Origin of the sequence: Pseudaminobacter soli (ex Zhang et al. 2022), assembly GCF_014595955.1 — a bacterium.
Classification (GTDB): Bacteria; Pseudomonadota; Alphaproteobacteria; order Rhizobiales; family Rhizobiaceae; genus Kumtagia; species Kumtagia pseudosoli.
This window is the reverse complement of sequence record NZ_JABVCF010000007.1, coordinates 184422-204095: the sequence shown is the minus strand read 5'-3', so window position 1 is coordinate 204095 and position 19674 is coordinate 184422. Positions and strand designations below refer to the sequence as shown.

Annotated in this window: 17 protein-coding genes; 13 read left to right on the top strand and 4 right to left on the bottom strand. The window is 65.2% G+C overall.

Annotated features, from left to right (window positions below; all coding sequences use genetic code 11):
• Positions 1-7: 7 nt before the first annotated feature.
• The 3 genes from gap (at position 8) to HUI96_RS14790 (ending at position 4396) form a co-directional block, all read left to right on the top strand.
• The gene (gap, locus tag HUI96_RS14800) at positions 8-1018 is read left to right on the top strand and encodes a type I glyceraldehyde-3-phosphate dehydrogenase (RefSeq protein WP_188255432.1); all 1011 of its coding nucleotides are present in this window, start codon (positions 8-10) and stop codon (positions 1016-1018) included.
• Positions 1019-1160: 142 nt separating this feature from the next.
• The gene (locus tag HUI96_RS14795; protein WP_188255431.1) at positions 1161-3020 is read left to right on the top strand and encodes a potassium/proton antiporter; all 1860 of its coding nucleotides are present in this window, start codon (positions 1161-1163) and stop codon (positions 3018-3020) included.
• 176 nt (positions 3021-3196) lie between these two features.
• Complete coding sequence (locus HUI96_RS14790; RefSeq protein WP_188255430.1) at positions 3197-4396, top strand: phosphoglycerate kinase; 1200 nt, start codon at positions 3197-3199, stop codon at positions 4394-4396.
• Positions 4397-4399: 3 nt separating this feature from the next.
• Here the strand turns inward: HUI96_RS14790 and HUI96_RS14785 are convergent, their stop codons facing one another.
• Positions 4400-4564: a hypothetical protein gene (locus HUI96_RS14785; RefSeq protein ID WP_188255429.1), complete on the bottom strand. Its 165-nt coding sequence runs from the start codon at positions 4562-4564 to the stop codon at positions 4400-4402.
• 109 nt (positions 4565-4673) lie between these two features.
• Here HUI96_RS14785 and HUI96_RS14780 point away from each other — a divergent pair, with 109 nt between their 5' ends.
• Positions 4674-6578: an AMP-binding protein gene (locus HUI96_RS14780; protein ID WP_188255428.1), complete on the top strand. Its 1905-nt coding sequence runs from the start codon at positions 4674-4676 to the stop codon at positions 6576-6578.
• Positions 6579-6680: 102 nt separating this feature from the next.
• Here the strand turns inward: HUI96_RS14780 and HUI96_RS14775 are convergent, their stop codons facing one another.
• The 3 genes from HUI96_RS14775 to HUI96_RS14765 all read right to left on the bottom strand — a co-directional run bounded on the left by HUI96_RS14775 (position 6681) and on the right by HUI96_RS14765 (position 11538).
• Positions 6681-9866 carry an efflux RND transporter permease subunit gene (locus tag HUI96_RS14775; RefSeq protein ID WP_188255427.1) on the bottom strand — a complete coding sequence of 1062 codons (3186 nt, stop codon included), beginning with the start codon at positions 9864-9866 and terminating at the stop codon, positions 6681-6683.
• Positions 9863-11059: an efflux RND transporter periplasmic adaptor subunit gene (locus HUI96_RS14770; RefSeq protein ID WP_188255426.1), complete on the bottom strand. Its 1197-nt coding sequence runs from the start codon at positions 11057-11059 to the stop codon at positions 9863-9865. Before HUI96_RS14770 ends, HUI96_RS14775 begins: the two co-directional genes overlap by 4 nt.
• 152 nt (positions 11060-11211) lie before the next feature.
• Positions 11212-11538: a hypothetical protein gene (locus HUI96_RS14765; RefSeq protein WP_188255425.1), complete on the bottom strand. Its 327-nt coding sequence runs from the start codon at positions 11536-11538 to the stop codon at positions 11212-11214.
• A gap of 217 nt (positions 11539-11755) precedes the next feature.
• On the opposite strand from HUI96_RS14765, the gene HUI96_RS14760 reads away from it, so the two are divergent.
• The 9 genes from HUI96_RS14760 (at position 11756) to HUI96_RS14720 (ending at position 19618) form a co-directional block, all read left to right on the top strand.
• Positions 11756-11920 carry a hypothetical protein gene (locus HUI96_RS14760; protein ID WP_188255424.1) on the top strand — a complete coding sequence of 55 codons (165 nt, stop codon included), beginning with the start codon at positions 11756-11758 and terminating at the stop codon, positions 11918-11920.
• A 102-nt stretch (positions 11921-12022) separates the two neighbouring features.
• The gene (locus HUI96_RS14755; RefSeq protein WP_188255423.1) at positions 12023-12649 is read left to right on the top strand and encodes a DJ-1/PfpI family protein; all 627 of its coding nucleotides are present in this window, start codon (positions 12023-12025) and stop codon (positions 12647-12649) included.
• Between the two features lie 90 nt (positions 12650-12739).
• The gene (locus tag HUI96_RS14750; RefSeq protein ID WP_188255422.1) at positions 12740-13453 is read left to right on the top strand and encodes a helix-turn-helix transcriptional regulator; all 714 of its coding nucleotides are present in this window, start codon (positions 12740-12742) and stop codon (positions 13451-13453) included.
• Positions 13454-13734: 281 nt separating this feature from the next.
• Positions 13735-14967: a Tm-1-like ATP-binding domain-containing protein gene (locus tag HUI96_RS14745; RefSeq protein ID WP_188255421.1), complete on the top strand. Its 1233-nt coding sequence runs from the start codon at positions 13735-13737 to the stop codon at positions 14965-14967.
• A gap of 135 nt (positions 14968-15102) precedes the next feature.
• Positions 15103-15417, top strand: coding sequence for a hypothetical protein (locus HUI96_RS14740; protein WP_188255420.1), 315 nt, complete (start codon positions 15103-15105; stop codon positions 15415-15417).
• Positions 15418-15633: 216 nt separating this feature from the next.
• Positions 15634-16542 (top strand): aromatic ring-hydroxylating oxygenase subunit alpha, encoded by a 909-nt coding sequence (locus tag HUI96_RS14735; protein WP_188255419.1) that lies wholly within the window; start codon positions 15634-15636, stop codon positions 16540-16542.
• Positions 16543-16562: 20 nt separating this feature from the next.
• Positions 16563-18329 (top strand): Rieske 2Fe-2S domain-containing protein, encoded by a 1767-nt coding sequence (locus HUI96_RS14730; protein WP_188255418.1) that lies wholly within the window; start codon positions 16563-16565, stop codon positions 18327-18329.
• Between the two features lie 10 nt (positions 18330-18339).
• A complete protein-coding gene (locus HUI96_RS14725) occupies positions 18340-19041 on the top strand; it encodes a glutathione S-transferase family protein (RefSeq protein ID WP_188255417.1) in 702 nt (233 codons plus the stop codon).
• Between the two features lie 43 nt (positions 19042-19084).
• The gene (locus HUI96_RS14720; RefSeq protein ID WP_188255416.1) at positions 19085-19618 is read left to right on the top strand and encodes an RNA pyrophosphohydrolase; all 534 of its coding nucleotides are present in this window, start codon (positions 19085-19087) and stop codon (positions 19616-19618) included.
• The last annotated feature ends 56 nt before the right edge of the window (positions 19619-19674 follow it).

The following is a 19674-nucleotide window of genomic DNA, read 5'->3' as shown; positions in this document are numbered from 1 at the left end:
GAAGTCCATGACCGTCAGAGTTGCCATCAACGGATTTGGCCGCATCGGCCGGAACATTTTGCGCGCCATCTACGAGTCGGGCCGCAAGGACCTGGACATCGTGGCGGTCAACGATCTCGGTCCGGTCGAGACTAATGCTCACCTGCTGCGCTACGACAGCGTGCACGGCAGGTTCCCGGGCACTGTCGAGGTGGATGGCGACACGATCCGGGTCGGATCGGAGAGCTTCAAGGTCACCGCGATCAAGGACCCCACCCAACTGCCGTGGAAGGAACTCGGCGTCGATATCGTGATGGAGTGCACCGGCATCTTCACGTCACGCGACAAGGCAGCCGCGCATCTTACCGCCGGTGCCAAGCGCGTCCTCGTCTCGGCCCCGGCCGACGGCGCCGACCTGACCGTGGTCTACGGCATCAACCACGACAAGATCACCAAGGACCACATCATCATCTCCAACGCCTCGTGCACCACCAACTGCCTGGCGCCGCTGGCGGCCGTCTGCCACGAGGCAGTCGGCATCGAGAAGGGAATGATGACCACCATCCATTCCTACACCGGCGACCAGCCGACCCTCGACACCATGCACAAGGATCTCTACCGCGCCCGCGCCGCGGCCTTGTCGCAGATTCCGACCTCGACCGGCGCGGCCAAGGCCATCGGCCTGGTGCTGCCGGAACTCAAGGGCAAGCTGGACGGCATCTCGGTGCGCGTGCCGACGCCGAACGTCTCGCTCGTCGACCTGAAGTTCATCGCCAAGCGCAACACCACTGCCGAAGAGATCAACGAGGCGGTGATCGCCGCGTCGAAGGGCAAACTGAAGGGCGTGATGACCTACACGACGCATCCGAACGTCTCGATCGACTTCAACCACGACCCGCATTCCTCGACGGTGGCGCTCGACCAGACCAAGGTCATGGACGGCAACTTCGTCTCGGTCCTGTCCTGGTACGACAATGAATGGGGCTTCTCGAACCGTATGGCGGACACGGCGGCGGTCTTCGGCAAGACCATCGCCTGAGCTTCCAAGTACCTTTTAGAACTCAACGCCCGGCTTGTGCCGGGCGTTTTCTTTTGGCGCGTCGATAATAGGCTTGCGGAGTGCCCTCTCTTCGCCGCACTCTTCATGAAACACAAAAAGTGTTTCCGGGCATGGAGGGCGGATGGAGCAGGCAGTCTATCTCATAACGCTGATCGGTGCTGCGCTGGTCGTGGCCGCGGCGTTTTCGAGCCTGATTGCCTTCCGTTTTGGCGCTCCGCTGCTCCTGCTCTTCCTCGGCATCGGTCTGGCCTCGGGCGAGGACGGGCTCGGCATCAAGTTCGACAATGCTTCGCTCGCCTATTTTGCCGGATCGCTGGCACTCGCGGTCATCCTGTTCGATTCCGGCTTCGGCACGCCGCTGAAGATCTTCCGCCAGGCAGCAGCGCCGGCGCTCACGCTGGCTACGGTCGGCGTGGCGCTGACAACCCTAGTGTTCGGTGTGGCGGCCCACTATGTTACCCTACTTTCCTGGATGGAATCATTCCTCCTCGGCGCCGCGGTCGCATCTACCGACGCGGCCGCGGTGTTCTTCCTTTTGCGCGCCGGCAACATCAATTTGCGCGAGCGCATACGCGCCACCTTGGAAATCGAGTCCGGCACCAACGATCCGATCGCGATCTTTCTGACGATCACGCTGGTCGAAATCATAAGGATCGGCGGCCTCCCGGATACCGAAATCATCCTCCTCGACATCCTTGTCGGTTTCGCGGAGCAGATGGCCCTCGGTGCGGCCGTAGGCGCGGTTGGCGGGTTCGCGATCGTTCGTCTGGTCGAAAGGCTTCAGCTCGACAGCGGGCTGCTCCCGATCTTCGTGCTGACGCTTTCGCTGATCGTCTTCGCGGCGGCCGGCACGATCGGCGGCTCCGGATTCCTGGCCGTCTATCTGGCCGGTCTGATCGCCGGCAATTCCGACATCCGTGCGGTCTCGACGCTGCGGCGGTTCCAGCGCGGCATTTCGTGGCTCGCGCAGATCATCATGTTCCTGGTGCTTGGTCTGTTCGCCACACCATCGCAGTTCATTCCTGTCCTGGCGCCGGCAATCGCACTCGGACTCTTCCTGATCCTCATCGCACGACCGCTGGCGGTCTGGCTCTGCCTCGTGCCTTTCAGCCTGCCGCGCCAGGAAACAGCGTTCATCTCCTGGGTCGGCTTGCGCGGCGCCGTGTCGATTCTGCTTGCGATCACGCCGATACTCGGCGGCCTGGAGAACGGGCGCTTCATTTTCAACGTGGCGTTCATCGTCGTGCTGGTCTCGCTGATCGTGCAGGGGTGGACGGTCGGGCCGTTAGCTCGCCGGCTTGGTCTCATCGTCCCCGCCCGGCTGGGACCTCTGCAGAAGGTCGAACTTGAACTGCCCGGCTCCGCTCATCACGAGCTTCTGGCCTATACCGTGGTTGCCGGCAGCCCGGTGCTGCGCGGCCAGCGCATCCCGCGCTGGGCGCGGCCGTCCCTGGTTGTTCGCGAGGGCCGCTCGATCAAATTCCAGGAGGCGGGCAGGCTGCAGGCGGCCGACCACGTCTACATCTTCGTGCCGGACCGCTATCCGCGCCTGCTCGACCGGCTTTTTGCCAGTCGCACCGAGGTCGACCCGGAGGACGAGGACTTCTTCGGCGCCTTCACGGTGGATCCGTCGCGGCCGGCGGCTGAGCTTGCGGCGGCTTACGACGCGCGGCTGGCCGAGGACGAGAAGCAACTGCCGATCGCCATCCTGATGACGCGCAGGCTGGGCGGAGAGCCCGAATATGCCGATCGCGTCAATCTCGGCCCCATCGAACTGATCGTTCGGGACGTGGATGAGAAAGGCCGGATCGTCAGCGTCGGCGTGGCGCTCGAGCCGGCCCCGCCGCAGCCTTCCATTCCCGCTTTTCTGGGTGCCGCCGAAATCCGCGACCGAATCCGAGAGTTCATCCGAAGACGCCGGAAGGGCAAGGCTTCCGAGCCGGCTTCGGCGGGCGAGCCTGGGGCATCGACTGCCGACTGAGCCTTGGACGTTTGCGAGGCTTTGCATGCCGCACGGGCGCCCTTGAGGGAGACGACTTCTCTTCGAGTCGCCAACTCGCTCTGAATCGTTTTGCCGCATGATCTGGCCCGAAAAGTCTGCAACTTTTCGGGATCATGCTCTAATGTCCGCGCCAGCGAACAGCCGGAGAATGCCAGATGACCACCTTCAAGACCATGGACGACATCGGTGACGTCAGAGGCAAGCGCGTGCTGGTGCGCGTCGACCTCAACGTTCCCATGGCCGACGGCAAGGTGACCGATGCCACTCGCATCGAGCGGGTCGCCCCGACGATCACCGAACTGGCGGACAAGGGCGCGAAGGTGGTCCTGCTCGCGCATTTCGGACGCCCCAAGGGCGGCCCTGCGCCGGAATTCTCGCTGGAGCCAGTCGCCAGGGCGACTTCTGAAATCATCGGCCGGCCCGTGGCTTTCGCCGCGGACTGCATCGGCGAGAAGGCCGCGGATGCGGTCGGGAGGATGAAGGACGGCGACATCCTCATGCTGGAGAACACCCGCTTCCACAAGGAAGAGGAGAAGAACGAGCGGACCTTCACCGAAGCGCTGGCGAAAAGCGGCGATCTCTTCGTCAACGACGCGTTCTCCGCCGCCCACCGCGCCCACGCCTCGACCGAGGGCTTGGCGCATATCCTGCCCGCCTATGCCGGCCGCACCATGCAGGCCGAGCTGGAGGCCCTCGAAGCCGGACTCGGCAATCCCAAGCGGCCCGTTGTGGCGATCGTCGGCGGCGCAAAAGTCTCGACCAAGATCGACCTCTTGCTCAATCTCGTGAAGAAGGTCGACGCGCTGGTCATCGGCGGCGGCATGGCCAACACCTTTCTCGCGGCCAGAGGCACTAGCGTCGGCAAGTCGCTCTGCGAGCACGACCTTGCCGAAACCGCCAAGCACATCATGATCGAGGCGGCGACGGCGAGCTGTGCGATCGTGCTGCCCGTCGACGGCGTGGTTGCGAAGGAATTCAAGGCAGGAGCGGCGAACGAGGTGGTCGCGATTGAGGCGGTCGCCGCCGACGGCATGATCCTCGATGCCGGGCCGAAGACCGTCGAGAAGATCAACGAGTGGATCGGGCGTGCCGCGACCCTGGTGTGGAACGGTCCGCTCGGCGCATTCGAGATCGCGCCCTTCGATGCCGCCACGGTTGCCGTGGCGAAGTTCGCAGCTGCCCAGACGAAGGCCAGCAAGCTTGTCTCGGTGGCTGGAGGCGGCGACACGGTGGCGGCGCTGAACCATGCCGGTGTAGCCGACGATTTCACCTATGTATCGACTGCCGGCGGCGCCTTCCTTGAATGGATGGAGGGCAAGGCGCTGCCGGGCGTGGATGTGCTCAGGACTGCCTGACGCTCAGGTGGTGGCGTGACTGAGCAGCACGGTCGCGGAGATCGCTGCGAGCGCAGCCACCGCCAGCTTCCAGAAGTCGCGCCTCTGGCGCAGACCCGGCAGGCCGAGCGGCTTGATGATCTGTATGACCATCATGCCCAGGATCACGAGCGAGAGGACTTTTGTCATCCCTGCTTTTGATCAGGCGCATTGCTCTCTGTCAAAGCGTCAGCCCTTAGTCAGATGGACGACCGCTCGACCCAGCCGCTAGATTGCGAGGTGCGGAACGGAGGAAGCAGTGAGCTCGCGATATCATCAGGTCTATGCGGAATGGCAGCGCGACCCCGAAGCGTTCTGGGCGACTGCGGCAGGCGCGATCGATTGGATCAAGCCATGGGATCGGGTCTTTGATCCGGAGTACGGCGTGTACGGCCGGTGGTTCGTCGGCGCCGAGTGCAATACCTGCTTCAACGCCATCGACCGCCATGTCGAGCGCGGCCGGGCCGACCAGCTCGCGCTGATCCACGACAGCGCGATTGTCGGAACGGTGAAGAAATACACCTATGCCGAGCTGAAGCGCGAAGTGGTGGCGCTCGCCTCGGTGCTGCGCAACCAGGGCGTCGGCAAGGGCGACCGCGTCATCATCTACATGCCGATGGTGCCCGAAGCGGCCTTCGCAATGCTCGCCTGCGCGCGGCTGGGCGCCATCCACTCCGTCGTGTTCGGCGGCTTTGCCGCGCGGGAGCTCGCCACCCGCATCGATGACGCGCAACCAAAACTGATCGTCTCTGCCTCCTGCGGGCGCGAGCCCGGTCGGACGGTCGCCTACAAGCCGCTGCTCGACGGCGCCATCGAGATGGCGCGCCACAAGCCGGAGCGCTGCCTGATCCTCCAGCGCGAGCAGCAGCGGTGCGAACTGACCGAGGGCCGCGACATCGACCTGGCCGATGCCATGGCGCGCGAACGGGCGGCCGGCGCCAATGTCGACTGCGTGCCGGTGGCGGCCACCGATCCGCTCTACATCCTCTACACCTCGGGTACGACGGGCCAGCCCAAGGGCGTGGTCCGCGACAATGGCGGCCACATGGTCGCGCTCCACTGGACCATGCAGAACGAGTTCGGCGTCTCGCCCGGCGAGGTGTTCTGGGCCGCCTCGGACGTCGGCTGGGTGGTCGGCCACTCCTACATCGTTTATGCGCCGCTGCTCGCCGGCTGCACTAGCGTCATGTTCGAAGGCAAGCCGGTCGGCACGCCCGATGCCGGCACGTTCTGGCGGGTGATCGCTGAGCACGGCGTGGCCGCGCTGTTCACGGCGCCCACGGCGTTCCGCGCCATCAAGGGACAGGACCCGCAGGGCGCGTTCGTGCCGAAATACGATCTGTCGAAGTTCCGCACCCTGTTTCTGGCCGGCGAGCGCGCCGATCCGGAAACGCTGAAATGGGCCGAGCAGAAGCTGGGCAAGCCGGTGATCGACCACTGGTGGCAGACCGAGACCGGCTACCCCATCACCAACAATCCGGTCGGCCTGGGCATGCTACCGGTCAAGCACGGTTCGCCGGGCGTGCCGATGCCCGGCTACGACGTGCGCGTCCTCGATGACGCCGGTAACCCCGTCCAAGCCGGAATGCTCGGCAATGTGGTGATAAAGCTGCCGCTGCCGCCCGGCTGCCTGCCGATGCTCTGGAATGCCGACCAGCGCTTTCGCGACGCCTATCTCCGCGAGTTCCCCGGCTTCTACAAGACGGCGGATGCCGGGCTCGTCGACCAGGACGGCTATCTCTTCATCATGGCGCGCACCGACGACATCATCAATGTCGCCGGCCATCGCCTTTCCACCGGCGGCATGGAGGAGGTGCTGGCCGAGCACAGAGATGTGGCCGAATGTGCGGTCGTCGGCGTGGCCGACGACGTGAAGGGCCAGGTGCCTTGCGGGTTCGTGGTGCTGAACGCCGGCGTGAACCGCGACCCTGCCGAGATCGAACGGGAAGTGGTCGAACTCGTTCGCGAGCGGATCGGTGCGGTCGCCTCAATGAAACGGGTGGTCACCGTAAAGCGCCTGCCGAAGACCCGCTCCGGCAAGATCCTGCGTGCCACCATGCAGAAAATCGCAGACCACCAGCCCTGGACCATGCCGGCGACGATCGACGACCCGGCGATCCTGGAGGAGATCGCGGAGGCACTACGCGGACGCGACTCTGTCTGAGCGAAGGCCCGGGAGGCAAGCGTCGCGGCTAGCCTCCTCCTTCCCGCCTGCGGCAGGGCGATCGCATATGGCTTTACCCCCACCCCTAAAACGCGGAACACCCTACTCCGCCGCAGCCGGCTCGACGGTCTCGGCTTTCGCAGCCGCGGGAGCCCGGTGCGGGAACAGCCGCCTGAGCGCCACATAGAAGACCGGGGTCAGGAAGAGGCCGATCAGAGTCACGCCAAGCATGCCGAAGAAGACCGCGGTGCCGAGCGAGCGCCGCATCTCGGCGCCCGGCCCAGTTGCGATCACCAGCGGTACGACGCCGAGGATGAAGGCGAAGGCGGTCATCAGGATGGGCCGCAGCCTGAGCCGCGCCGCCTCCACAGCGGCATCGACGGGCGTTTCGCCGCGCTCCTGCGCCTGCCTCGCGAATTCGACGATGAGGATGGCGTTCTTGGCCGCCAGCCCGATCAGCACGATCAATCCGACCTGGACGAGGATGTTGTTGTCGAGCCCACGGAACGCCACCCCCAGAAGGGCCGCGAGCACGCCCAGCGGAACGATCAGCACGATGGCGAAGGGCAGAACCCAGCTCTCGTATTGGGCTGCGAGTGCCAGGAAGACGAAGAGCACGGAGAGGCCGAAGATGTAAACGGCTGTGTTGCCGGTCTGCCGCTCCTGGTAGGCGAGTTCCGTCCATTCGTACGCCATGCCTTGCGGCAGCGTCCTGGCGGCAATTCCTTCCATGAGGTCGAGTGCGGTGCCGGTCGATACACCCGGCGCCGCATTGCCCTGCAGCGGCACCGACACATACATGTTGTAGCGCTGGACCAGCGACGGCCCGGTGACGTCCCGAATTTCGACCAGTGTTCCGAGCGGGACCAGCGCACCGGTAGCGGAGCGCACCTTGAGTCTCAGGATATCGTTGCGCTCCAGCCTGAATGCCTGGTCCGCCTGCGCCCGCACCTGGTAGACGCGGCCGAACGCGTTGAAGTCGTTGACGTAAGCCGCACCGAGGTTGATCGAGAGCGTCTCGAAGATGTTGGGGATCGGCACATTCAGCATGCGCGCCTTGTCCCGGTCGATCTCGAGGAAATATTGCGGGCTGGACGCGGAGAAGGTGGTGAACACGCCCATCAGGCCGGGGGTCTGGTTGGCCTTGGCCGCGATCTCCTGGGCAAGCGCCAGGACAGGGCGCATGTCGGCGCTGTTGCGGTCCTGCAGCATCATTTTGAAGCCGCCGGCATTGCCGATGCCGCGCACCGGAGGCGGCGGCAGGGCGATGATGAACGCCTCCTGGATGCTCTGCAGGCTGCCGAACAGCGTCCCGATGATCCTGTTCATCGACAGGCCGGCTTTCAGGCGCTCTTCGAAACTCGTGAAGGGCGTAAAGATCACGCCGGCATTGCTGGCATTGGTGAAGGTGGAGCCGGAGAAGCCGGAGAAGGCAACCGCATTGGCGATCCCGGGCGTCTTGCGGATCATCTCCGAGGCCCTCTGCACGACTGCATCGGTGCGGGCGATCGAGGCGCCCTCGGGCAACTGGATGACGACGATGGCGTATCCCTGGTCCTGGGTCGGAATGAAGCCACGCGGCACCGTCTGGACCATGTGCACGGTCGCGTAGATCAGGCCGGCAAAGACAAGGAACATCACGCAGAGACCAAGTGTGCTGCTGACGAGTTTGCGGACGAGCCAGGCATAGCCGTGCGCCAGCGCAAGGAAACCTCTGTTGAAGCCGCCTGCCAGCCAGCGGCCGAACCGCGAGATGACGAAACGAGGCTTTTGGTCGGGACGGTGCGGCTTGAACACCACGCCCGCGAGGGCCGGCGACAGGCTCAGCGAATTAAAGGCGGAGATCGCCGTCGACACCGCGATGGTGATTGCGAACTGCAGGTAGAACTGCCCGGAAATGCCGGGGATGAACGCCGCCGGGACGAAGACCGCGATCAGCACCAGCGAGATCGCCAGCACGGCCGCACCGACCTCGTCCATCGTCTGGTGCGCCGCCGCCTTCGGGAGCGCGCCTGCGGCGATGTTGCGCTCGACATTCTCCACCACCACGATCGCGTCGTCGACGACGATGCCCACCGCCAGCACCAGGCCGAACAGGGTGAGCATGTTGAGCGAGAAGCCGAAGGCGAGCAGCACCGCGAGAGTGCCGATCAGCGACACCGGGATCGCGACGATCGGCACGATCGCCATGCGCCACGACTGGAGGAAGACGATGATGACGATCACCACGAGCAGGATCGCCTCGCCGATCGTCTTGTAAACCTCGTTGATCGACTGGGAGATGAACTCGGTCGGATTGTAGATGATCTCGTAGGCGAGCCCGGGCGGAAAGTCGGCCGACAGCCGCTTCATCGTGGCCTGGATCTCGTGGGCGGCACCCAGCGCGTTCGTCCCGGGCCGCTGGAATATGCCGAGCGCCACGGCCGCCTTGCCGTTGAGATAGGAGTTCGTCACGTACTCCCTGGCGCCGAGTTCGATCCTGGCGACGTCCTCCAGCGTGATGAGGCGGCCGTCCGGCGTCGACTTGACGATGACGTAGCGGAACTGGCGCGCATCCTCGAAGCGGCCCTGCGTGGTGACCGTGTACTGGAACGCCGCGTTGTTTGCGATCGGCGGAGCGCCGATCGATCCTCCGGAGACCTGCACGTTCTGGTCGCGCAGCGCCTGGACCACGTCACCGGCGGTCATCTCGTATGCGGACAGCTTTTCGGGATCGAGCCAGACGCGGAGCGCATATTCGCGCTCGCCGAAGATGGTGACGTCGCCGACCCCGTCCAGCCGCAGCAGCACGTCGCGGATGCGGGTACGCGCGTAGTTCGACACGTAGAGCTGGTCGTAGGTGTCGTCTGGCGACACCATGTGCACGACCATCATCAGGTCGGGCGAGCTCTTGGTGGTGGTTATACCGAGACGCCGCACCTCTTCCGGCAACCTGGGCTCGGCAACCGACACGCGGTTCTGGACCAGCACCTGCGCCTGGTCGAGATCGGTGCCCAGCCTGAAGGTCACTGTGAGCGCCATCGAGCCGTCGCCGGCCGAGTAGGAGGACATGTAGAGCATGTGCTCCACACCGTTCACCTCCTGCTCGATCAGGGTCGCCACGGTTGCCGCCACCGTTTCGGCATCGGCCCCGGGATAGGAGGCCCGCACCACGATCGTCGGCGGAGCGATCTCCGGATACTGCGCGACCGGCAATTGAGTATAGGCGATTCCGCCGACGATCAGCAGGACGAGCGACAGCACCGTCGCGAAGATCGGGCGGTCGACAAAGAAGTGGGCGAACCTCATTGGCGCGCGCTCACGTTCTCGGCGACGAGCGGCAGCTCAACCGGCTCGGCCTTGACGGTAACGCCGGGGCGGACACGCAGCAGGCCCTTGACAACGACCCGCTCATCGCCGGTCAGCCCGTCGCGGATGACACGGTAGCCATCGATCTTCGGGCCGGTTCGGACAGGCTTCGCCGAGACCTTGCCGGCATCGTCGACGACGAACACGATCCGCCGGTTCTGGTCGGCGCCAATCGCGTCGTCAGGAAGCAGAATGCCGGGATGCGGCAGCGAGCCAGGTACATGGATGCGCCCGAACATGCCGGGCTGCAATATGCCATCCTTGTTGTCGAAGCGCGCCCGCAGGCGCATCGTGCCGGTGGCGTTGTCGATCCGGTTTTCGGCGAAATCGAGCGTGCCCTTGAACGGCTCTTCGGTGCGGTCGGCGACGTACACCATCACGGGCAGCCCGCCCGCGCCCTCCTGTATCGAGGCCATCCGCGTGCGTGCATTGCGCGCGTATGCGAAATAGGAGCGTTCATCGACGTCGAAATAGAAGTAGATCGGATCGAGCGCGACGATGGTGGTGAGAAGGGTGGAATCCGCCTGGATCAGGTTGCCGGGCGACACCAGGCGCCGTCCGATCCGGCCCGCGATCGGCGCCCGGATCTCGGTGAATTCCAGGTTGAGGCTCGCCTGACGAAGTGCCGCCTGCGCTCCATTGTGCTGCGCCTGCTGCGAGAGGAATTCCCTCCGTCGGTCGTCGAGCGTCGATATGGCCAGGTTCCCGGTCTTGACGAGTTGCTCGGCGCGTTCGAGTTGCGCCTTGGCGAACCCCAGCGCGCTGGTGGTAACGTCTACCTGGGATCGGGCGGAGTCGTAGGAGGCGCGGTACTGCCGCTGGTCGATGGTGAAGAGCAGATCGCCCTTGTTGACCATCGCGCCGTCGCGGAAATGCACCTCATCGAGGTAGCCGCTGACGCGGGACCGCACCGCGACGTCGTCAATGGCATCGAACCGCCCGACGAACTCGTCGTCCTCGACGATCTCCTTGACCACCGGCTTGGAGACCGAGACTACGGGCGGCTCCTGCGCTTCGGCTCTCGGCGGTAAACAGAGCACCGCCGAAGCCGCGATGATGGCGAACGCGGCGAAGGTCCAGGGCCTCTCTGGCCCTGCGGGGTGGCGTGGCGATTCACTGCACTTCGACCACATGCGAACCCCCGAAAGAGTTCCCGCCGCCCGCAGCGAGGATCGATTCATTCTCGCGCGGAATCAAGCCCTGCTGCGATGCAGCATCCTGATCCCTTCAGGAATAGTACGGCAGATCCGCGGGCACGCAGCGCGGCGGCCGCCTCACACGAGCATCAGTAGCAGGTGCCCGGCAGATAGACGTTGCCGCGGAGCGGTAGCTGGCAGCCGGGCCTCATTCGGGGGACCCTCATATTCTGCCTCTGCTGGACCGAATTGTTCCGGTCCAGTTCGCGCAGGATCTGCTGCTGGTCCTGATATGACTGGCGGCGCTCGCGGGACTCGAGAGTCTGCAGGTCGATGCCCCGTTGCTGAAGCAGATTGCTGCGAAGTCGGTTGGGGTCTGACTGTGCCATCCCCCCGGATAGCGACAGGCTTCCGGCGGCGATGGCCGCAGCGATAAGCGCCTTGAGAACGCGATGGTCTGCGAAGGTGATGGTCACGGGCGTTGCCTTCCTCGTCTTGGCCGGCGTGCCCTCCTCATTGCTCGGCTCCTTGTTCAAAATAGGCCATTGCGCGCCACTCCGCCACAAGCCGCACGGGCAATCCGCCAGCATCCGGACAAAATCACGCTCTGCCCTCCAATCCGGGCTGAACCTGACAGGTCGTTGTCAGCAGCGGTGTGCGACACTGGACATCTCGGAAATTGGAGATGCCGTCATGAACACACCGATGATCGTCCGCGCCATTCGTCAGTACGCCGGCAAGATCCAGACGCTGCGCAATCAGGCGCGGACCGAGCGCTTCCTAAATTCGCTGCCCGCCGACATCCGCAAGGACATCGGCTGGCCGGACCGGTTCGGCGAACATGGCTTGTTCCGCTAAGCCGTCTGGTCGGATTGTCGATAGTGGAACAATCCAGCTAGAGTAGAGCCGCGGCGCGGTGGACGGCCGGCGCCGCGGGCATTCGCGAGAAGGAAGCAGTGGATGCAACTCACCCGAACGATCGGATTCGTCTTCGTGGAACAGGCCGCCGATTGGGAATATGCCCTGCTCGCAGCAGCGGCGGTCGGATGGCTCGGTGCACGGGCCGTCATTTTGACTCCCGACGGTGAGCCGGTGCGATCGCAGGGAGGTGTGCTGTTGGCGCCCGAAAGGAACGCCGAGCCCTCCGCCAACGTCGATCTGAACGCGGTCGCCGTCATCGGCTCCGATCTGTGGGCGTCGCCGCAGGCGCCCGACGTCGGGCCGCTGCTGACGGCCGTGGCGGGCCGCGGCGGGATCGTCGGCGGCATTTGCGCCGGCACGCTCGCGCTGGCGCGTGCCGGCCTGCTCGACGGCGTCCGTCACACGAGCAATGGCCGCGACTGGATCCTAACCCACGAGCCGGACTACATCGGTCAGGAACACTACCAGGACGTGCCCCACGCTGTTGCGGACGGGCTGATCGTCACGGCCCCGGGCACCGCGCCAGGCACCTTCGCCCATCTTTTCCTGTCAGCACTCTACCCCGACAGGGCTTCCGAGGTCGCGGAAATGAAGGCCATGTTTGCGAAGGAGTATGTCACCAGCCTTGATGGCACTCCTGACAGTATGCTGTCAGGAGCAGCGTGACAGTATGGCCGCGGCAAATGAGGGAAATCGCCATGGGCACATTCGCGTCTTCGAGCGCGGGAGTGCGGGCGTTCATCGGGGAGTGACCGGATGCGGCGCGCGGACCGTCTTTTCCAGATCGTCCAGCATTTTCGCGGTGGCCGGCTGGTCACCGCGCAGAAACTCGGCCAGTGGCTCGAGGTCTCCGAGCGGACGATCTATCGTGACATCGCCGATCTGCAGGCGACCGGCGTCCCGATCGAGGGCGAAGCCGGGGTCGGGTACATCATGCGGGAGGGTTTTGACCTTCCGCCGCTGATGTTCACGCGCGACGAGATCGTGGCACTTGTGGCGGGCGCCCGGATGGTCAGGGCATTCGGCGGGGCCGCGATGGCCAGGGCGGCCGAGGAGGCTCTCGTCAAGATCGGCGCGGTGCTGCCCGACAGCGAAAAGGACCGCATCGCCCGCACCGAGATCCATACACCGATGTGGGTGGTCAGCGATGCCGACCGGGCCGCGATCGACGTCATCGAGCGCGCGGTCGAGACCCGGACCGTGCTCACCCTCGACTATCGCGATGAGGCGGGCCGCAGTTCGCTCCGCGACGTCCGCCCACTCGGCCTCTGGTTCTGGGGCAAGGTCTGGACGCTCGTCGCCTGGTGTGAGATGCGCGGCGACTTCCGCGCCTTCCGCATCGACCGCATAGCCAGCGTTACGGCGGCGGACCGCAGGTTCAAGCCCGAGAAGGGCAAACTGCTCGCCGACTTCTACCGCACGGTGGAGCGGAGCGGGGACGGCCCCGCTGCGGTGGGACGGGGACCGTAGGCCCCATAGTCGGCCCGATTCCGCCGGACGTCCTGCAGAGGATATACCCCCTCTCCGCCTCGCTTCGCTCGGCACCTCGCCCCCGTTCCGGGGGAGCGGATGGGAGTCAAGCTGGGGCCCATCCTCTCCCCTCACGAAGTGGGGGAGAGGTGTCGAGGGCTTTAGCCCGAGACAGAGAGGGGGTCGATAGACCCTACTGCATCTATGCCCGCTGCTTGCCCCCTCGCCCTTCCTCTGCGTAAATGAGACGGACGTCTCATCGCAACGAGGGAGGAGATCGCATGGACAAGGTCGTTGCGGTTCTCGGCACTTTCGACTCGAAGGGGGCCGAATACGCCTTCCTCAAGGACCGCCTCGAAACCGAGGGCGTGCACACGCTCACGGTCGACGCCGGCGTGCTCGGGGATCCGCCATTCGTGCCGGACATTTCCGCCGGCGAAGTCGCCGAAGCCGGCGGATCCAGTCTGGCAGCGCTGAGAGCTAGCGGCGACCGCGGCGCGGCAATGGCAGCGATGGCCCGCGGAGCAGCCAGCATCGTTGCGCAACTCGCCGGCGAGGACCGCATCGACGGCATCATTTCCATGGGCGGTGGCGGCGGCACCTCGATCGCCGCAGCCGCCATGCAGGCCCTGCCGGTCGGCTTTCCAAAACTGCTCGTCTCGACCCTCGCCTCCGGCGACGTACGCGACATCGTCGGCGTCAAGGACGTCACCATCATGCCGGCCGTGGTCGACATCGCCGGCATTAATCGGATCTCGGCCCGCATCCTCGCCAATGCCGCCGGCGCGATCGCCGGGATGGTCAAGGCCGCGCCGCTCGCAACGCGCGAGGAGCGCCCGCTGATTGCGGCGACGATGTTCGGGGTGACCACGCCCTGCGTGAACCGGGCGCGCGAGGAGTTGGAACGCGCGGGTTATGAAGTGCTCGTCTTCCATGCCACCGGCGCGGGCGGGCGCACGATGGAGGAACTCATTCGAGGCGGCTACATCGCCGGCGTGCTCGACATCACCACCACGGAACTCGCCGACGAACTGGTGGGCGGCGTGCTCAGCGCCGGCCCGGAGCGGCTGGAAGCTGCCGGCGCCATCGGCATCCCGCAGGTCGTGTCGGCCGGCGCGCTCGACATGGTCAATTTCGGCGCGGCCGACACCGTGCCGGCGAAGTTTTCAGACAGAAAGCTGTACCGGCACAACCCGCTCGTCACGCTGATGCGCACCACGCCGGAGGAGAACGCCGAGCTTGGTCGCATCCTCGCGGGCAAGTTGGGTAAGGCGAAAGGCCCGACCGTCTTCCTCTGGCCGCAAAAGGGCGTCTCACTTCTCGACACCGAAGGTAAGCCGTTTCACGACCCGGCTGCCGATGCTGCATTCATCGATGCTCTGAAGGCAAACCTGCCGCACAACGTCCGGCTCATCGAGCTGGATTGCGACATCAACGACGAGGCTTTTGCCATCGAGGCGGCGCGGCTGCTGGTGGAGGTCCTTCGCGCTCGGCAGGGTGACGAGCCTCGATAAGCATCGGTTCAAGAAGTGCCCGTCCGCTCAATGTCAGAGGGTGGACAACGACCATGATCCGTCTGAAGATGACTGGGATGCGGGCCCCTCGGTGACGCAGGTGTCGATCCCCAGCCGGCCGCGTGAGGTCATCCGGTGAACGGGCAAGATCCGGAAGTGCCGAACGGTTACCGTGAGGCGATCGTCACCGCGATCACCGTGATTCTGGCGTTCTCCCTGTATTTCCTGCGGTTCTGGAGTTTTGAAGCAGAGGGTGAATGGACCGTCGCGTCGCTGCTTGCGGCGCTTCTCATGGTAGTGTCGACCATCATCCAGATCGTGGCCCTCGGGCGATCGCTCAGGTTAGCCGACAATGATCCTCAGGTTTATGCGGTGACGTTGAAGGTCTTCATGCTGGGTGTAGCCCTTGCCTTGGCGAGCGTGGTGGCGGCGGCGATAGCCTATTCGTGAGTTGGCCCTTAGCATCGCTCACCACTGGCCATCATCTTCGGTTGCTTGAACCTCGCGACTGTGGTTCGAATCCATTGACCGGCGAAGGTGTTCGAGCCGGCCGGATTGGAGTCCGATGAACAAGGCCTACCGCCGCTGGCTGCGCGACCACGCCGTCACCTACGGCGCCATACCCGCGTGACGCGCATGACCCACTCTTCTGCCACTGGAATGCCCATGACCACCCAGCCGAAATGCACCGACCCCGTGATCCTCAATCTCTGGCATCCGCTCGCGGCCGTATCGGAGACATCGGTCGGGACCGTGATGGACACGGTCCTGCTCGAGGAACGGGTCAGCTATGCGGTCGGATCGGATGGCACGGTCGCGGCCTGGCGCTCGCGCGCCGATCTGCCGGCCGGGAGCAGGGTAGACGCAGGCTCGATTGCCGAGCAACTGCCGTCCAAAAGCGCTTACGGCTATGTCTGGACGACTCTCGGCGACGCGCCTGCAGAGCTCTTTCCCATCCCTGAGTTCGAGGAACCGGACCGCCGCAGGCTCAATGCAGCCACCATGGGCGTGAACGTCTCGGCGCCGCGCGCCATCGAGAATTTCCTCGACATGGGACATTTTCCCTATGTCCACACCGATATCCTCGGCGCCGAGCCGCACACCGAGGTGAAGGAATACGACGTCGAGATCTCGGCCGAGCGCGACGAGATTCTTGCTACCCGCTGCCGCTTCTACCAGCCGATGGCTTCCACGGCGTCGACGGAGGGCGCGGATGTCGACTACATCTACCGCGTGCCGCACCCCTATTGCTCGGTGCTCTACAAATCGAGCCCGGTCGACGACAAGCGCCTCGACGTGATCGCGATCTTCCTGCAGCCGATGGACCAGGAGCATGTGCGCGCGCACATGATGCTGTGCGTGCTCGACGAGGACAACGAGGACAAGATCATCAAGCGCTTCCAGCAGACGATCTTCGGCCAGGACAAGCCGATCCTGGAAAACCAGTTTCCCAAGCGCCTGCCGCTCGACCCGCGCGCCGAGACGCCGATCCGCGCCGACAAGTCGGCGATCGCCTACCGTCGCTGGCTGAGCCAGAAGGGCGTGACCTACGGCGTCATCCCCGCCGCCGCCTGACCTTTCCTACGGAGTTCCAGATGCTGGATACAGCCAAGACGCGCTGGCACCCGATCGCCGCGTCGCACGACCTGCCCTTCCGTCACGTATTCCACGCCCAGTTGCTCGGCCGCGAGTTCGCGGTCTGGCGGGCGGACGACGGCTATGTGAACGTCTGGGAGAACCGCTGCCTGCATCGCGGCGTCCGGCTGTCGATCGGCATCAATGACGGGCGCGAACTGAAGTGCCAGTATCATGGCTGGCGCTATGCGAACCGCACCGCCGGCTGCACCTATATTCCGGCGCACCCGGCCGATGCGCCGGCGCGCACCATCACCAATCGCACCTTTCCCGCCATCGAGCGTTATGGCCTTGTCTGGGCGGCCGAGGAGCCGCTGGGCGGCGTGCCCGAGGTGGAGGGACTAGCCGAGGGAAGCTTGCTGGCGCTGCGCGGCATCCCGGTGAACGCGCCGGCCGACCTGGCTGTGGAGCGGCTGAGGGGCTACCGCTTCCAGCCGAGCGACGCTCTCGACGGCAACGCGGCCGAGATCAGCATCGAGGCAGCCTCGGCCTTCTCGCTCGCCTTGCATGCCCGCAGCGGTGGCGCGGAGACGCTTGCCGTATTTTTCGTCCAGCCGGTGGATTCCGGCCGCGCCGTCATTCGCGGCGTGCTGGACACGGCTGAAGACCACCCTGCTCGGCTCGCCATCCTGCGCCGCCATAACGAGGCGCTGTCGAAACTACGCGAGGCGATCGAGCGCGAGGCGGCGGCAATGCCCGCCCCCACGCCGCTCACGCCGGAGTTCCAGCGCGTCTCGCCCGAACTCGCGGAAATGCCCGCCCTTTCCGCCGATGCCCGCAAGGCACCGCTGCGGGTCCAGGCGGCGCGAAAATGGCAGGCGGCCGAAGGCATCGCCGGCTTCGAGCTCAGGCCGATCAGCGGTCTGCTGCCGACCTTCCAGCCCGGCGCGCATATAGACGTCCACATGCCCAATGGCCTCATACGCCAGTATTCCATCGTCAACGGACCGGGCGAGACCGACAGCTACTCGATCGGCGTGAAGTTCGAGCCGGATTCGCGCGGCGGTTCGGCCGCGATGCACGAAAGCGTGCGCGAGGGCGACGTTCTCGCCATCTCCGAGCCGCGCAACAATTTTCCGCTCCGCCGCGACGCGGTGAAGACGCTGTTCATCGCCGGCGGCATCGGCATCACGCCGCTGATCGCCATGGCGCAGGCGCTCCAAAACCAGGCGCTTGCCTTCGAGCTGCACTATTTCGCGCAGAGTCAGGCTCAGCTCGCTTTTCCGGACCGCCTGGAAACGCTCGGCCCCGCGTTGGTTCCGCATCGCGGGCTCAGCCCCGCTGAGACCGCCGCCAAGCTGCGCGAGCTGCTCGCAGGCTACCGCAACGCCATGCATGTCTATCTCTGCGGCCCCGGCCCGATGCTCGAAGCGGCGCGGGCCATCGCCGCCGAGGCGGGCTGGCCGGAAGGCGCGGTGCATTTCGAGTACTTCAAGAACACCAACGAGATCGATGACAGCACCAGCTTCGAGGTAGCGCTGGCGCGCTCCTGCCTCACCCTGCAGGTGCCGGCGGGCCGGACCATCCTTGAGGTCGTGCGCGAGGCCGGCGTGGAGATGCCCTCGTCCTGTGAGCAGGGCGCCTGCGGCACCTGCATGGCGACCGTTATCGAGGGCGAGCCCGACCACCAGGACGTTTATCTGAACGACGCCGAGAAGCGCGCCGGGACGAAGATCATGACCTGCGTGTCGCGGTCGAAGTCGCCGCGGCTGGTGTTGGATATCTAGGCTTTAAGCGATGATCACCCTCTACGACTACGAACTGTCCGGCAACTGCTACAAGATCCGGCTCCTGCTCGGCATGCTGGGCCTCGACTACAAGACCGTTCCGGTCGACTTCTATCCGGGCCGCGAGCACAAGTCGGACTGGTTCTTGCGCCTCAACCCACTCGGCCAGCTGCCGGTGATAGAGGACGACGGCTTTGTCCTGCGCGACGCGCAGGCGATCCTCGTCTACCTCGCCTCGAACTATGACCAGGCCGGCACCTGGTACCCGCGCGACAATCCGCGGCTCCTGGGCGAGATCAGCCAGTGGCTCGCCTTCGCCGATGGCATCACCGGCACCGCGTCGGCGGCGCGGCTGCACGATGCGCTGTTCTACGACCTCGACGCCGAGGCGGCGCGGGCGGGCGCACATCGGCTCTTCCGCATCCTCGACGAGCATCTGTGGTTCGGCGAGCAGGAGGGCCGCAGCTGGATCTGCTCGGCCAGCCACCCGACCATCGCCGACATCGCCTGCTTTCCCTACGTGATCCTCTCGGAGGAAGGCGGCATTTCGCGTCAGGACTACCCGGCCATCCGCCGCTGGTGCGACCGGGTCAAGCGCATCCCCGGCTTCCTGGTCATGTCCGGGGTGTTCCCAGCGGGCCGGCACGGGCGGCATAAGGCGAGCCACGAACGATGGACGACGCACCTTCATACCCCTGGCTGGCAAAAGTAGAATACGCCCAGCCCTGTACCGCAAGAGATTGCCCGTAACCACCATGCCAAAGCAGAAGAAACCCGTCGATCCCGAAACCCTGCCCTATCGCCCCTGCGTCGGCATCATGGTGCTGAACCGGGACGGGCTGGTGTGGACCGGCCGCCGCATCCCCAAGCCGGATAGCGAATTCGCGGACACCCCCATGCTCTGGCAGATGCCGCAGGGCGGGATCGACGAAGGCGAGGATCCCTATCCGGCGGCTCTTCGCGAGCTCTACGAGGAGACCGGCATCAGAAGCGTATCGCTCCTTGCCGAGGCACCTTACTGGATAAAATACGACCTTCCGGAACATCTCGTCGGGGTGGCCTTCAAAGGCAAATACCGCGGGCAGACGCAGAAATGGTTCGCTCTGCGCTTCGAGGGCGACGATGGGGAGGTACAGATCAATCCGCCTCCCGGCGGGCACGAGCCCGAGTTCGAGGAATGGGCCTGGCGGCCGATGGAGGAGCTCCCCGATCTGATCGTCCCGTTCAAGCGCCACACCTATGTAGAGGTCGTGGCGGCCTTCCGGCACCTCACGCAGGGACAGCAATGATTCCGCGACCGACCGAGCGGTCGCGCAATATACCTCCAATACCCGACTGGTTGACC